The 14,012-nt window shown below is 59.6% G+C and carries 17 protein-coding genes; 9 read left to right on the top strand and 8 right to left on the bottom strand.

Annotation, left to right across the window (positions count from 1 at the left end; genetic code table 11):
- Positions 1–4: 4 nt before the first annotated feature.
- From N2599_RS05650 to N2599_RS05670, 5 genes are read right to left on the bottom strand one after another with little or no spacing between them, the layout of a single operon-like run.
- On the bottom strand, positions 5–1,033 hold the full coding sequence (locus N2599_RS05650; RefSeq protein WP_027508797.1) for an ABC transporter ATP-binding protein: 1,029 nt from the start codon (positions 1,031–1,033) through the stop codon (positions 5–7).
- Positions 1,030–2,082, bottom strand: coding sequence for an ABC transporter ATP-binding protein (locus N2599_RS05655; RefSeq protein WP_027508798.1), 1,053 nt, complete (start codon positions 2,080–2,082; stop codon positions 1,030–1,032). Before N2599_RS05655 ends, N2599_RS05650 begins: the two co-directional genes overlap by 4 nt.
- A 34-nt stretch (positions 2,083–2,116) precedes the next feature.
- Positions 2,117–2,818: a GntR family transcriptional regulator gene (locus N2599_RS05660; protein WP_037141206.1), complete on the bottom strand. Its 702-nt coding sequence runs from the start codon at positions 2,816–2,818 to the stop codon at positions 2,117–2,119.
- 20 nt (positions 2,819–2,838) lie between these two features.
- Positions 2,839–3,654, bottom strand: a complete 816-nt coding sequence (locus N2599_RS05665; RefSeq protein ID WP_037141209.1) for an ABC transporter permease — start codon at positions 3,652–3,654, stop codon at positions 2,839–2,841.
- A gap of 55 nt (positions 3,655–3,709) precedes the next feature.
- Positions 3,710–4,654: an ABC transporter permease gene (locus tag N2599_RS05670; RefSeq protein WP_027508801.1), complete on the bottom strand. Its 945-nt coding sequence runs from the start codon at positions 4,652–4,654 to the stop codon at positions 3,710–3,712.
- A gap of 342 nt (positions 4,655–4,996) precedes the next feature.
- Between N2599_RS05670 and N2599_RS05675 the strand changes: the two genes are divergently transcribed.
- The 5 genes from N2599_RS05675 (at position 4,997) to N2599_RS05695 (ending at position 8,820) form a co-directional block, all read left to right on the top strand.
- A complete protein-coding gene (locus N2599_RS05675; RefSeq protein WP_157814330.1) occupies positions 4,997–5,581 on the top strand; it encodes a GNAT family N-acetyltransferase in 585 nt (194 codons plus the stop codon).
- A gap of 50 nt (positions 5,582–5,631) precedes the next feature.
- Complete coding sequence (locus N2599_RS05680) at positions 5,632–6,828, top strand: nickel/cobalt efflux transporter (RefSeq protein WP_027508802.1); 1,197 nt, start codon at positions 5,632–5,634, stop codon at positions 6,826–6,828.
- 140 nt (positions 6,829–6,968) lie between these two features.
- Positions 6,969–7,259 carry a metal-sensing transcriptional repressor gene (locus tag N2599_RS05685; protein WP_027508803.1) on the top strand — a complete coding sequence of 97 codons (291 nt, stop codon included), beginning with the start codon at positions 6,969–6,971 and terminating at the stop codon, positions 7,257–7,259.
- Between the two features lie 104 nt (positions 7,260–7,363).
- Positions 7,364–8,062 carry a DedA family protein gene (locus tag N2599_RS05690; protein ID WP_051336476.1) on the top strand — a complete coding sequence of 233 codons (699 nt, stop codon included), beginning with the start codon at positions 7,364–7,366 and terminating at the stop codon, positions 8,060–8,062.
- A 110-nt stretch (positions 8,063–8,172) separates the two neighbouring features.
- Positions 8,173–8,820, top strand: coding sequence for a hypothetical protein (locus N2599_RS05695; protein ID WP_027508804.1), 648 nt, complete (start codon positions 8,173–8,175; stop codon positions 8,818–8,820).
- A 260-nt stretch (positions 8,821–9,080) separates the two neighbouring features.
- Here the strand turns inward: N2599_RS05695 and N2599_RS05700 are convergent, their stop codons facing one another.
- Both N2599_RS05700 and N2599_RS05705 read right to left on the bottom strand, forming a co-directional pair.
- A complete protein-coding gene (locus N2599_RS05700) occupies positions 9,081–9,956 on the bottom strand; it encodes an alpha/beta fold hydrolase (RefSeq protein ID WP_051336477.1) in 876 nt (291 codons plus the stop codon).
- Between the two features lie 8 nt (positions 9,957–9,964).
- Entirely contained in the window at positions 9,965–10,240 is a 276-nt protein-coding gene (locus tag N2599_RS05705; RefSeq protein ID WP_027508805.1) for a metal/formaldehyde-sensitive transcriptional repressor, read from the bottom strand.
- Positions 10,241–10,452: 212 nt separating this feature from the next.
- Between N2599_RS05705 and N2599_RS05710 the strand changes: the two genes are divergently transcribed.
- From N2599_RS05710 to N2599_RS05725, 4 genes are all read left to right on the top strand, one after another.
- Complete coding sequence (locus N2599_RS05710; protein WP_051336478.1) at positions 10,453–10,827, top strand: hypothetical protein; 375 nt, start codon at positions 10,453–10,455, stop codon at positions 10,825–10,827.
- A gap of 59 nt (positions 10,828–10,886) precedes the next feature.
- Positions 10,887–11,618 carry a HupE/UreJ family protein gene (locus tag N2599_RS05715; RefSeq protein ID WP_027508806.1) on the top strand — a complete coding sequence of 244 codons (732 nt, stop codon included), beginning with the start codon at positions 10,887–10,889 and terminating at the stop codon, positions 11,616–11,618.
- A 20-nt stretch (positions 11,619–11,638) separates the two neighbouring features.
- Positions 11,639–12,277: a hypothetical protein gene (locus N2599_RS05720; protein WP_027508807.1), complete on the top strand. Its 639-nt coding sequence runs from the start codon at positions 11,639–11,641 to the stop codon at positions 12,275–12,277.
- Positions 12,278–12,550: 273 nt separating this feature from the next.
- Positions 12,551–13,087: a hypothetical protein gene (locus N2599_RS05725; RefSeq protein WP_027508808.1), complete on the top strand. Its 537-nt coding sequence runs from the start codon at positions 12,551–12,553 to the stop codon at positions 13,085–13,087.
- A gap of 223 nt (positions 13,088–13,310) precedes the next feature.
- Here N2599_RS05725 and N2599_RS05730 read toward each other — a convergent pair whose 3' ends face one another.
- Positions 13,311–14,003 (bottom strand): amino acid ABC transporter permease, encoded by a 693-nt coding sequence (locus N2599_RS05730; protein WP_027508809.1) that lies wholly within the window; start codon positions 14,001–14,003, stop codon positions 13,311–13,313.
- Positions 14,004–14,012 lie beyond the last annotated feature (9 nt).

Below are 14,012 nucleotides of genomic sequence, written 5' to 3' on the forward strand. Positions count from 1 at the left end.
CGGTTCAGCCGGTCGCAATCGCTGGAGCGTCTTGCATCTCGCGAATCGCCGCGATCCGTTCGAAATAGTGGCAGCGCACGAAGTGCCGTGTGTCTTCGTTTTCCACGATGCTGCGCAACATGGGCTCCGTCTCAGCGCATCGACTGTCGGCATGGGCGCACCGGGTACGAAGGCGGCATCCGCTCGGCGGATTGAGCGGGCTCGGCGGCTCGCCGTGCAGGGTATCGATCGTTTCCTCCAAACCGTGCTCGTCGAGGAGGGAGGAGGCGATCAAGGCCCGCGTATAGGGATGTTGTGGATTGGCAAAGAGATCGGCCGCAGGCGCTATTTCGACGATCTGGCCGAGATACATCACTGCGATGCGATCACAGAAGCGCGATACGAGCCTCAAATCGTGCGTGATCATCAGTATGGTGAGGCGCAGCCGAATTCTCAATTCCGACAGAAGATTGAGGATCTGCGTGCGCATGGAGGAGTCGAGCGCCGATGTCGGCTCGTCGCATACCAGAAATTCCGGACGCAGAAGGAGCGCGCGTCCGATCCCGACGCGCTGCAATTGTCCGCCGGAGCATTGGTGAGGGTAGCGGTCGTAAAATGCGTCCGTGAGGCCGACTTCGCGCAGCATGTCCAACACCTTGGCCTTACAGTCGCCGGGCATGTAGAGCCCATGTTGCGTGAGCGGGGCGATCATGCTTTGGCCGATCGTCATCGAGGGGTCGAGTGCCGAATAGGGATCCTGGAAGACGAGCTGCATGGTGCGGCGCATCTTGCGGAGCTCCTCACCCTGCATCGCCAGGACATCACGCCCATCGACCTTCACCCGCCCGGATGTCGGCGGCGTCAGGCGCATGAGCAGGCGAGCGATCGTACTCTTCCCGCAACCGGATTCGCCGACAAGACCCAAGGCCTCGCCGTGACGGATCGAAAAGCTGGCTCCGTCGACCGAACGCACTTGCCGCCCGCCGGACAGGACGTAATGCTTCGTCAGTCCTTCGACGATGACGAAATCGGAGTGGGCGACGCGCGGCTTCATGCCGGAACTCCTTCGCTGACCCGATAGGGTTCGCTGCTGGCAGCCCAACAGCGGGCCTTGCAGCCGCAGACGGTGTCGCAAAGATGCGGCTCCTCCACGACGCAACGGTCGAGACAGCCGTGCGCCTGCGCGACCGGGCAACGGGGATGGAAGCGGCAGCCAGCCGTAAGGTCTCGCGCATGGACAGCACCGTGGGGGAGAGAGAATAGCTTTCCCTGCGCATCGGTCTGGAACAGAGAGCAGCGAATGAGGGCCTGCGTGTATGGATGGGTCGGCTGCTTCAGGACTCTGGCCGCGGGTCCTTCCTCGACGACGCGGCCCGCATACATGACGACGATGCGATCCGCGACAGCGGACACGATGGAGAGATCGTGGGTGATCAATAGCACGGCGAGGCGTCGCCGATGGCGCTCGGCGTTTAGAAGCCTCAAGATCTGCGCCTGAACAGTGACATCAAGGGCGGTCGTTGGCTCATCAGCAATCAGGAGTTCGGGGCTGGCGCTGAGTGCTGCGGCCATCATCACCCTTTGGGCCATGCCGCCGGAAAGTTCGAAAGAATAGCAATCGGCGCGTGCCGATGGATCCGGAATGCCAACTTCACCGAGCATTCCCACGACATGCCGGCGATTCTCCCGTCCATGAATGCCGTTGTGATAATAGAGGGGCTCGCCTACCTGCGCTCCCACCCTCGATGTAGGATCGAGCATGGCTTGAGGCTGCTGGAACAGCATGGACAGGCGCCCGCCTCTCAAGTGAGCGAACTCGCCGGCCGATAGGTTCTGCAAATCCCGTCCGCCGAAATGGACTGCGGTTGCACTGAGCGTTGCTCCTGGGGGCAGGAGCCGCATGACGGAAAGTGCCGTTACGCTCTTGCCGGAACCCGATTCTCCGACGAGGGCGACAACCTCTCCCTTGCCGACGTCGAAGCTGACGCGATCCAGTACCGGCTGCTCTACGCCGGCGAACCGGACCGTCAGGTCGCGCACCGACAGGATTGGTTGTCTCTCGCCCAAGGCAGGAGCATTGCTGTCGCAGGTCTGGCATGTCATGCGGTCTTCCCCTCTTTTTATGAGAACTGCAGGTTCATGCGGCCGAAGCGACACCCTTCCTTGCCTGAATGGCTTTGCGCATCGTTTCGACGGGATTGCCGAAATGCCGGCGCAGTTCGGCGAGTGCCGCCTCGAGCGTGCCGGACAGCATAAGATCGGCCAGCAACTGATGCTCCCGAACAAGCGCGTCGTTGCCGCTATAGCCGCCCATCAGCTTGTGCAGGCAGAGCTTCGTTTCCGCCTGCACGGTGGCATAAACGCGCGACAGCCGCGGGCTCTCGGCCGCGTCGACCAGGGTGCGATGAAACTGCATGTCGAGTTCCGCGATGAGTGACCAGTTCCGGTTTAGGCGGGCGCGCTCCATCCGGTTGGCGATGGCGCTGAGTTCCTTATGCAGGGGTATGCGCTTCTCCTGCCTTGCCATGACTTTTTCCATGGCCGTGAGCTCCAGTGGCTGGCGCACCAGATAGATGTCGATAACATCGCTTTCCGTCAGCTCCGGCACGAAGACGCCACGATGCGGTAGGCTGTTTGCAAGTCCCTCCTGCACCAGGCGCGCAAGTGCCTCGCGAACCGGCCCGCGGCTGACCCCGAACCGCTCCGCCAGTTCGGCCTCGTTCAACTGCGATCCCAGTGGAAACGTCCCGTCCAGGATGCCGTTGCGGACCTGTTCCGCGACCTGGGCCGCCAGGCTGTAACGGGGCAGCTTGACATCACTGCCTTTTGATTTCGCCATAGGAAACTCCCTAGATTTTGTCATTGTTTCTTCTGCCCTTCCAAACCTTGGCCGATCCAGGTGACGGAAAGGGCGGTCAGGAAAATCGCAAGCCCCGGAGCGATGACCAGAAGCGGCATGCGATCGAAGTAGTTCTGGGCGGACGCCATCATCAATGCCCAGTCGGCATGGGGCGGCTGGACGCCGAGCCCCAGGTAGGACAATCCACCGACCGTGATCAGCTTGTGGCCGAAGCGCAGAAAGGTGATCGCCGCGACAGGCCTAAAGACGTTCGGCAGCACATGCCGGAACAGGATGAAACTCGGGCGGCAGCCAAGCACTTCTGCTGCGGCGATATAGTCGCGGGTATTGATGACCAGGGAGAGGCTGCGCGCAAGGCGGGCAAACGGTGCCCATCCGACGACCGTGAGCGAGACGATCAGCGTTGCGTAACCGGATCCGAAAATCGCCACCATGAACATCGCAATGATCACGTCCGGCAACGACAGAAGCAGGTCGACGATCCGCATGAGAAGCTCGTCCAGCCAACCACCAACCCTGGCGCTGATCATGCCGGCCGTCATGCCGATCGTCACGCAGAGGAAGAGCGTCAATGCCGAGATGGTGACGGCGAACTGACCGCCGGTGAGGATACGGCTCAGGAGATCTCTTCCGAGTTCGTCGGTGCCGAGCCAATAAGCTGCGCTCGGAGGCTTCAGCCGTTTGAGTAGATTTTGCGTCGCTGGATCGTAGGGCGCGATCCATGGCCCAAGGACAAGAAGCGTCGCGATCACTGCAAACATGGTGGTGCCGGCGGTCAGCGTCCAATGGCGGCCTCGTGGAAAGCGGAAGACCATCAACCTGGTTCGGACCCGGCTTTCAGACCACCATAATAGGAGACCAGGGCTGAGGCTAGCGAGCATGACCGACCCTCACGGCGGGGTTGATGAACATATGAATGACGTCGGTGATCGTGGTGATGACGATAGAAAGCACGACGATGCAGACGAAGCCGCCTTGCAGCATCGGAATGTCCTTGTTGATTACCGCTTCGTAGAGCAGGCGGCCCATACCGGGGATGGAGAAGATCACCTCCACCACCACCGACCCGCCGAGCAGGCCGGCTAGCCACATGGCGAAAAGAGTGAGGACTGGCATGATGCCGTTTCGTACGCCGTGATGCACCACGGTCTGGCGCATGTTGAGCCCGCGCGATAGGGCCGCCGTGATGTAGGGCGCGCCGAGTACGTCGATCATGGCGCCGCGGGTGACCCGCGTGAAATAGGCCGTCGGACGCAGGGAAAGCACAAGCGCCGGCATGGTCACGGAAGGCCATCCGCGCCAACCGGCGGAGGGAAGGAGGCCGAGATGGAGGGAAAAGAGCAGGATTGCCATCGGTGCCACCCAATATTCCGGAACGGCGACGAAGGTCTGAGTGACGAAGGTTGCGACGGTGTCGAAACGACCGCCTGGCCGCATGGCGCTCACCGTGCCGAGAGGAAATGCGACGAGGAGGGCGAAAGCGAGCGAAACGGCCGCGAGCGTCGCCGAGACGCCAAGTGCGCGGGCAACTTCGTTTGCGACCGGCATTTTGTTAGCGAAGGATACGCCCAAGTCGCCTCGGAGCGCATCGGCCAGCCAGATTCCGTATTGTTCGTATAGGGGCCTGTCGAGGCCGAGCGTCACACGCAATGCCGCAACGACGTCCTGATCGACCGCGAGATCGCCGACCCGCGACTGCAGGATCGTACGTACGGGATCTCCGCCGCTCATATACGGAACGAGAAAAGCGAGAATGGAGACGAAGAGGGAGGTGGCGCAGAGGAAAGCCAGACGCTGAAGCAGGGTTTTCGTCATCTTCCGTGTCTCGCCTCCGATTATCTAAACAGGTCGCGCAATGGACGATCCGCACAACAGGAGCGGATCAAGGCTTGTTGCCATGACCTGGGATCGCCGAGCGGTGGCGCGGCGGCATAAGGCGAGAAATGAGCGAGGCCTGTTGCCGAGGTTTTCATCTAAGCAGCCTTCCTATGCTATCCCCCTGGATGGCATATTCATCATGAGTTCACTGTCGTAGGATTGTCAACAATAGAAATGTTGACGTAAAGCAAAAAACGACTTGATCCTATCCCCCTAGAGAGGATATAGGATGCCAGGAACGACAGCATGTTCGCCACTCCATCCCTAATGGATATTGAAATGACTGACGCGATCGACCTTGAATTCTCACCCGATTTTCATCTCTATCCTCTTCACGATGAGGGAGGGGCGGGCGCGCGAACACGTCAATTCTGCCTGGACGTGATCAAGGAATTCTATGGGTTCGACTATCGTCCGGACTGGCATGGCGATCTTGACTCCCTTCTCATGCCGCCCGCCGGCAACCATTTCAGCAGCCTCCATCGCGGTGGTTTCTGGATTGTCGAGAACCGACGGGGAGACATCATAGCAACGACAGGAATCCGGCATCTTGGCTGGAAGCCCAATTGCGCGGCGCTGTTTTCCGATCTTTACGGCGACGGCACAGGCATAGCCTCACTCTGGCGGCAATACGTGCGAAAGGACATGCGAGGCCGTGGGCTGGGCAAGAAGCTCGCCGCTCTCGGCGAGAAAGAGGCGCTGAGGAGGGGCTATGAGCGCATGTATCTGCATGCCAGTTCCAATGCTTCGGCTACCGTCGGCTTCTGGAAATCCAGAGGATATGTCGCCATCGCCGACGACGACGAGACCATCCATTTCGACAAGCTCCTGACCCACCATTTGCCGCAAGTGGCGACCGCCTAGTCCCTCAAATTCTTTCATCCACGACATTCGAACCAACGACTGGAGACATTATGGAATCCTTTAGTTCATTGATCGCCCAGGGCGGCGGATCTGCCTGGCTCTTCATTCCAAGCGCCATCCTGCTCGGTGCTCTTCATGGGCTTGAGCCTGGCCATTCCAAGACGATGATGGCCGCCTTCATCGTCGCCGTGCGAGGCACAGTCGTCCAGTCGGTCATGCTGGGCTTGGCTGCGACCTTTTCCCATACCCTGGTCGTCTGGGCGATCGCGCTCGGTGGCATGTACCTTTTCTCCGGTCTCGATGCTGAGATCGCGGAGCCATATTTCCAGCTCGTTTCGGCTGTGATCATTATCGGCGTCGCAGCCTGGATGTTCCGCCAGACATGGCGGGAACAGCGTTCGGCCAAGCAATACGAGCGTGACGTCGCCGAATGGGAAAAGACCCGCGACAAGGCGATCCCGGCGCAGCGCGTCGACACCGGCCATGGCTTCATGTCGATGGAGATCACGCCCGACAAGCCTGCCTTCTGGCGCTTGAAGGTTGTGAGCGGCGACAACTGGACCGCCGAATATGTCACTCTTTCGACCGAACGGCCGGATGGCACGAAGCAGAAGTTCACCTTCGTGGATCGCGACGGTTATATCGAATCCGTCGAGACCATCGCCGAACCCTATGATTTTATGGCGCGACTCAGCCTCGACCATGGTGACCACGAGCACGATTACGACGTTTCCTTCCTGAAGCAAGGGGTTGCCAAGGCGCAAGGTAACGGCGTCAATCTCGCGACCGAGGGTTATCAGGACGCGCATGCACTCTCTCACGCCAATGACATCCGCAAGCGTTTTGCCAATCGTCAGGTGACCACTGGGCAGATTATCCTGTTCGGATTGACCGGCGGACTCATTCCATGCCCGGCGGCCATTACGGTCCTTCTTCTGTGCCTGCAACTGAAGGAGATCCCGCTTGGGGCGGTCCTCGTCCTCTGCTTCTCGATCGGTCTTGCCCTTACGCTCGTCATGGTCGGCGCGGCCGCCGCAATTGGCGTGCGCAAAGCAACGCAGAAATTCTCCTGGCTTTCGAGCGCAGCCGCCCGAGCTCCGTATTTTTCGAGCGCCGTTATCGTGCTTGTGGGTCTCTACATGGGTTACCACGGTGTCAACGGCATCATGAACCCACATCATGAGCCTGCGGACAATGCCGCCAGCCTTGTGGACACCGGGAGCACGACCGTCGCCGCTGTGCGGTAATGGAGAGAACCATGCGGCGCGGTCCGCGACAACGATAAACAAAAGATATAGGAGAAACACCCATGCCCACCGCGCTTGCCTCGACAGAGGGCGTCAACTCGTCGCTTGACCAGATATCCGAGCATGGACTACCAAGAGGCATGACCGAATCCAACGATGGCCACACCATCCATCATCACCACGAAGCAATCGCCAAGCGGTTAAAACGCGCCGAAGGACACCTTCGCAGCGTCGTGCAGATGATTGAAAACGGTCGGGATTGCGTCGATATCGCCCAGCAGCTCTCTGCGGTCGAAAAAGCCATCACGCAGGCCAAGAAGACGCTCATCCAGGACCATCTCGATCATTGCCTCGAGGATGTCGTCGGTTCCCTTTCTCGGAAAGAACGCAAGTCGATCGACGAGTTCAAGACGATCACCAAATACCTCTAGTCTCCTGTCTGCATTCCCTGCAGGGCGAGGACGCGTGAGTTATCACCGTCGCACTTTGCGTGGCCGTCGGTCAGTAAACTTTGCTAATTCGCGGGAGAGTTCCAATGGAGCAATTCGTCGAACGTGTCGGGGATTTCATTCATAACCATCAAGCCTATGCGGGCCTGGTGGCAACCCTTATCGCCTTTGGCGAGTCCTTGATCCTCATAGGTTTCGCCATCCCGGCAACTGCTTTGATGTTGATCCTGGGAGCGCTGGTAGGGGCTGGAACAGTGGAGGCAGGACCGGTTGTCGCAGGAGCGATTATCGGCGCTATCCTGGGCGACGCCGTTTCTTATGGCATCGGGCGTTGGATAGGGCCCGGCGCGGCCAACAAATGGCCGCTCAATCGGTATCGATCGGGCTTGGCCCGCACCCGTCTCTTCTTCCGGAAATATGGATTCGCCTCGGTGTTTTTCGGCCGCTTTCTCGGCCCTATACGCTCGACCATTCCGCTCGTCGCGGGAATGATGGGGATGGACCATCGCCGGTTCCAGCTTGCCAACGTTTCCTCGGCCGTTGTCTGGAGCATCGCGATGTTGCTGCCGGGCTGGCTTGCGGGCCGTAGTGCGTCGGAACTTGATGCCGCTGGTTATCTGGAGAGAGGAATCGCGGCGCTGGCTATCTCTCTCGCCGCGGTTTTTGCCAGTGGAAGGATAATCAAGAAAATCTCTCCCGCAGTCAGCAAACGTCGTGGCCGGGCGATCGGCTCCCACCATGAATGCTGCGGCGGCAGGAGAGGGACCTGCGCCGGTCATTCCTGATTTTTCCCGTGTCTATTTTTATCCTATCCATAGGGATGGGTTAGTTCCGGCACGTCGCCGGCATTGTTTGAACCGCCGCCCAGCCGGCATAACAAAAAGGAGAGCATGACATGTCCGAACAGCCTTCCATCCATATGGGCCACGGCCAAATGGTCGATATAGTTGGCAAGACCTCCGACAAGTGGGAGATCATCTTTAGCGAGGCGGGTGTCGCCGACTATAAAGCGCCACCGCTGAAAGAGATCGAGGCGGATGCAATCGATGTTTCCGGCAAGATTTATCCCCTCGCTATCGCAGCCGGTCCGAGCGAATCCACGGTCGTCGCCAGTGGTCAGGTCGAGGGGGCCCACCGTGTGCGCGTTCGGGTCTGGCATGGGACCCATTTCCATACCCGAGAAGCCTTTTTGCCCGGCGCGGCACCGATCGAAGCCGTCACGGGGCCAAATGGCGGATCTCTCGCAACCTTCGACGAAGACCTGCAGTTGGAGGTCAAGCCGATCGACGCCACTACATGGGAACTCTTCTTCCTGAGGGACACGACGCTGGTCGGGCCGCTCGCTGCTGACGCCGTCGTCGTCCAGGCCATCGGCCCGAAAGCGGAAGATTACCAGATCCGCAACCTCAAGACCGAAAATCCTGGCAATGGAAGAACGCTGATCGTCGAAGGAAAGATCAAGGACGCCGTCTACGCTCGTATTTCCATCACGAAGAACGGTGGCGAGGCGGTGCGCAGCATCCCGGTCTTCTTGGCAAATTGACAGGCCAACAGGGCGTCACTTTGTCGTCCAAAGTTCTGCGAGAAGGCCGGGATCGCGACCCTGATGATCGCAATTCCGGCTCTTCCGGGTCATCTGTTGGCGGGTGGCAACCAATGATGGGGGCGTCATCGGATGTCACGATCTCAAATCAGGACGCCTTCGGCTTTCGTCAAAACAAGAGATTGTCAATGCTGCGGTTGTTGAAGAGGAGGGTAATAGCAGGTTAGTCGTCAGATTGTAGGCGCTGTCGCGTGGTGGCATCAAACCGATGGCGCGGGGGCGAGAAACCGTGCAATGACAGATGCCACGCTGTCTGGAAATTCTTCATGAACAGATAGCTTGCCGAATTGCAACCGCTCCGCTCGAACGTTCGGTAGCTCGGCCAAGACTTCCATTTCCGAGCGGGATTTCCGTGGTGTCTCCGCTCCGAAAATCATGAGGATCGGAGAGGCTACCTTGCTGGCGGCGTCCAGAAAGGAAGCGCGGTCAGTGAAACGGTCAAGTGCGCCCGTCACAAACCGCACGGAGCTATGCCGCGCACCCCGGCCACGGGTAACGGCCATCTTAGCTTGAAGCCTCTCATTCGAGAGCCACGCTGGATCGCTGTAGACATGTTCCCGCGCCATCCTCCTGACGACGAACTGGCTGACATTCGCGGCATAGAGCATGGGGCCTATCAGGGGATTGTCGACGGCGGCCCTGATCCGTGCGAACCAGGTTCTCTGCCCGTTCATCATCGTCGGCAGCGGCCCCCTCCAGGTCGGTGCGATAATAACGAGTTCCTGCAATGCCTCGTTGCAACGGGCCAGGTGGTAGAGCGCGTAGCTCGCCGCATGTCCGGCCGCGACCACCGCTTGTGGACGAAACTCGTCCAGGATCGTGGCAAAGAAAGCGGAGAGTGTGTCCGGCGTCCATTCCACGCGAGGTCGAGCTTCCGTTCCGAAGCCAGGCCAGTCCACCGAATGAACATGGAAGTCCTGCGACAGATGCTGGGCAAGTCCGGCCATCTCTCCGCTGGTCGAGATCGAGCTCAATGCTGGAAGCAGCAGCACCGAAGTACCGGCACCTGCCTCATCCACGGACACATCGATGGCAATACCGTCATGGACGAAGCGGAACGTCTTTTCTTCGGTCATGTCATTCGCTATTTCAGATAGGCGCGCATGACGTCGATCAGTTCGGCCGCCCCCTCGTTGCGGTCGTTCTGGGCCAAATCGGCGTCGGCGACGTGTAAAAGGATGTGGTCTTCGATAATCTCGGACATCAGGCCGTTGATCGCCCCACGGACGCCGGCAATCACCTGCAGCAGTTCCGCACAGCTCTTCTCGTCCTCCAGCATCCTCTCCACGGCTTCGATCTGGCCGCGGATGCGCCGGGTTCTGTTGATCAGCTTAGTCTTCTCTCGGATGGTGTGCGACATGCGTCGTCTCCCATGAAAGTGGCTGGGCCGGAATTATTTATAGGCGGACCAACGCTAATAGAATAGAGGGGTATAGTATTTTTTCTGGCTGTCACGACGCACCTTTGATGCTGGCAAATGGGCAGACCTCTGTTAGGACATGTTTTCCTCCTATCCCCTGGAGGGGATGCGCCAAGTTGGTTTCTTGTGTGTGGATGCGAACACGGTTATCCATGGGTATGATTCATCGCCGGGACAAAAGATCGACGGGTCTTGTCAGCGCCTTCATGGCATGCGTCGCCGTGCTTCTGTATTCGTTCTCTGCGATCGGATCGCACGCTCTGGCACTTCACGGCGCGGCCACCGTGCTCGCGGCCGATAACCATGCCCATGCAGATGGCGGCCATTCCCATGACGACTTCGACGTTCTAGAAGGCGACGCGGATGTCTCCGACCATCATCACGCGGATCACACTCACGAGAAGGCCGGGCTCCTCAGCCTTACCGGATCGAGCATCCGCTCGGCCGTGACGATGTCCTATTCGTCCCGTCCGGCGTCTGCCTCAGCAGGTCCCCCCTACGGCATAGAACGCCCGCCAAGACCGTGACCTCGTTTTTGATCGACGCCGCTCCGGCGGCCGTTTCAACGAATTGACGGAACTTGCAAATGAAGCAATCCTCTCCCGGAGGCCGAAGCCGCGCGTTTGTGCCCGGCTCCCCCGTTGTTCAATCCTTGCTCGTCCTGCTGTCAGTCCTTGCGCTGGCGGGCACTGCGGCAGCCCACGCAGTCGCGGAAGGCGACAAGGGCTACATCCAGGAGATCACGGGCATCAATCTGATCCCGTTCGTCTACCTGGGCGCAAAGCACATGGTGACCGGATACGATCACCTGCTGTTTCTGTTCGGCGTGATCTTCTTCCTCTACAGGCTGAAGCACATCGGCATCTATGTCAGCCTCTTCGCCGTCGGCCATTCGACGACGATGCTGCTCGGCGTCTATTATGGCTGGAACGTCAGCTCCTATCTGATCGACGCGATCATCGGCCTGTCGGTCGTCTACAAGGCGCTCGACAATCTCGGGGCGTTCCAGCGGTGGTTCGGCGTCCAGCCGAACACCAAGGCCGCGACCCTCATCTTCGGCTTCTTCCACGGTCTCGGGCTGGCGACCAAGATCCTCGAATACGAGATCGCCGAGGACGGGCTTCTCCCGAACCTCCTCGCCTTCAACGTCGGGGTCGAGATCGGCCAGCTCGTCGCGCTGACGATCATTCTCATCGTCATGAGCTACTGGCGCAAGACCAGCAGCTTCATGCGCCACGCCTACACGGTCAACGTCCTCATGATGACCGCCGGCTTCGTCCTGATCGGATATCAGCTCACCGGCTACTTCGTCGCATAAACTGCAAGGGAATCCCACATATGTTCAATACCCAATCACCAGTACCCGGCGACCTGCCGTCTTCGAAGCAGTTGCTCAGGTCGACAGTCATTGCCGCAGCCGCGGCCGCCGCGATCCTCGTCACTGTCGTCCTGCCATCCGAATACGGCGTCGATCCGACAGGCGTCGGTTCCGCGATGGGCCTGACGGAGATGGGGCAGATCAAAACCCAGCTCGCCGAAGAAGCAGAGATGGATCGCGTCAAGGCTACGACGCCGTCGCAGCCGGTCCCCGCCCAGGAAGGTTCGACACTCCTCGACCGCATCGTCCATGAGTTCGGAATCTCTTCGGCCCAGGCTCAGGAGATGCGGCAGGACGAGATGTCGGTGACACTCCAGCCGGGCGAAGGCGCGGAAATCAAGTTGGCGATGGTCAAGGGTGCGAAGGCAAACTTCTCCTGGACCGCGAACGGGGGCAAGGTCAACTTCGACACGCACGGCGACGGCGGCGGCGAAAACATCAGCTACGAGAAGGGCCGAGGCGCCGCCGAAGACAGCGGCGTCATCGTAGCCGCCTTCGACGGAAACCATGGCTGGTTCTGGCGCAACCGTACCAGCAGTCCGGTCACGGTCACGCTGAAGACCGACGGCGCCTATGCCGATATCAAGAAGATGATGTGAAGGGTCGGGGCCGCGTCGGTGGGCGCGGCCCCGCGGCATGAAGTTGGTTCCAGAAGCGGAGCTCAAATCCGCGAAGCGGCTCGAAGGACGGGAGAAACACGTGATTCCTCGACTGAGCGGCTTCTCCGCGAGGCGGCCCGTGTTGCAGGAGAGCAGCCTTATCCAACGAGATGTAAGGGTGTATAATCGGCACTCCTTGCATGAGCGGCAATGGCACCCGGTTTTCGCCGAGTGGGTTGCATTGCTGGACAACACTCATCGTGGACGAAAAGGATGGCATATGCCGTCGTCATTCTAACTATGGCGATCTTCTGCCTGGTTACACCGATCCACGCTCAAGACACCGCTTCAGCGTTCGATTTTTTCGGGCGTCATTGTCTGGTGGACGGACCCAATTTCATGCGGACGGGGACGATCGCCCTGGCACGAGGCTGGATTCCTCTCTCGACCGAGATCCTCATGACGCTGGCCCCCATGGAAAACCCGGAGGCCATCGAGGGCTGGCTTGTCGGCGAGCGGCGACAGCGGACTGTTGTCGCTGTGACCAGGGCGACGGTCGGTGGCAAAGCGGTGGAAGGCTGCACCATCGCAATGTCCGACATCGACAGTGTTGGCTTCGAGAGGAGCTTCTTCCAGCGGACCGATGCGGAAGTCGTTCAGGAAGAACGTGGTCCACGCCACGTCCACAAACTCTACAGCTTGATCTTCAGAGGGCGCAGGGAACTGGTCACCCTGATTGTCCCCGCCGAACCGGCGGAAAGGAACTACGTGGTTGGTAGCGTCATAGCCGAAACGCAACAGGAAAATTAACTGAAGGCGAGGCCGCGTTCGTCCCAGCCACCGATAGAAGGATGGAGGAGAGGCGAGACGGGCGTCCCGAACGGACAGGACTGGCAGTTTATCGCCATGGCGGCTTCGCGATCGATCCTTCGGACTACTCCAGCTTCGGAGTAACCCAGTTCTGGAACTGGGCAAGCAGATGGTTATCTAATTTGCATGGGCGTCCCAGTGCGCGATGCGGCCGCGGGCTTCCCTAGGTCCGCGCCCTAAGGGCCGCTTCCACCCGGTCGGCGCCATGCGTGACGATATAGGCGATCACCATGTAGACGACGACCGCGATCAAGAAGGCTTCGAGGTAGTAAAAATTCAGCGCGGCGGTCAGTTGCGACTGCGCAAAGATATCGACAACCTCGATGGCAAACCCAAGAGAGAGCGCCTTCATGATCACCATGAACGAGTTGGCGAGGTCCGGGATTGCCGCTACGATCACCTGGGGAAGCATGACCCGGCGGAACAATTGGCTGCGTTTGTAGCCCAACGAGTAGGCCGCGTCCGCCTGACCGGTGTCAAAGGAGTTCAGAGCGCCTTTCACGACTTCCGCCTGGAAAGCCGCGACGCAGGTGGTCAATGCGACGATGAGCGTGACCCAGTTCGGCGTCGCGTGACCGTTGAACTCGATCCCGATCAACGAGGCCAGGAACTGGAGGGCCGGTGGAAGACCGTAGTAGGCGAGGAAGATCACGATCACCATCGGGACGCCCTTGAAGGCGACCTTGTAGGCAACGACGAGCTCCCGCAGCACTGATACCCGCCGATACTCGACCATCGCAAACAGGCTGCCTACGATCGTCGAGAGGACGAAGATCGCAAGCGCCATGGCGAGCGTCACGGGAACCGCGCCAAGGATGTCCCAGAGATCGGGTAGAAGAACTTCGGAATCGAACATGTGATGACC

It is taken from the genome of Rhizobium sullae (genome assembly GCF_025200715.1).
GTDB classification, from domain to species: Bacteria; Pseudomonadota; Alphaproteobacteria; order Rhizobiales; family Rhizobiaceae; genus Rhizobium; species Rhizobium sullae.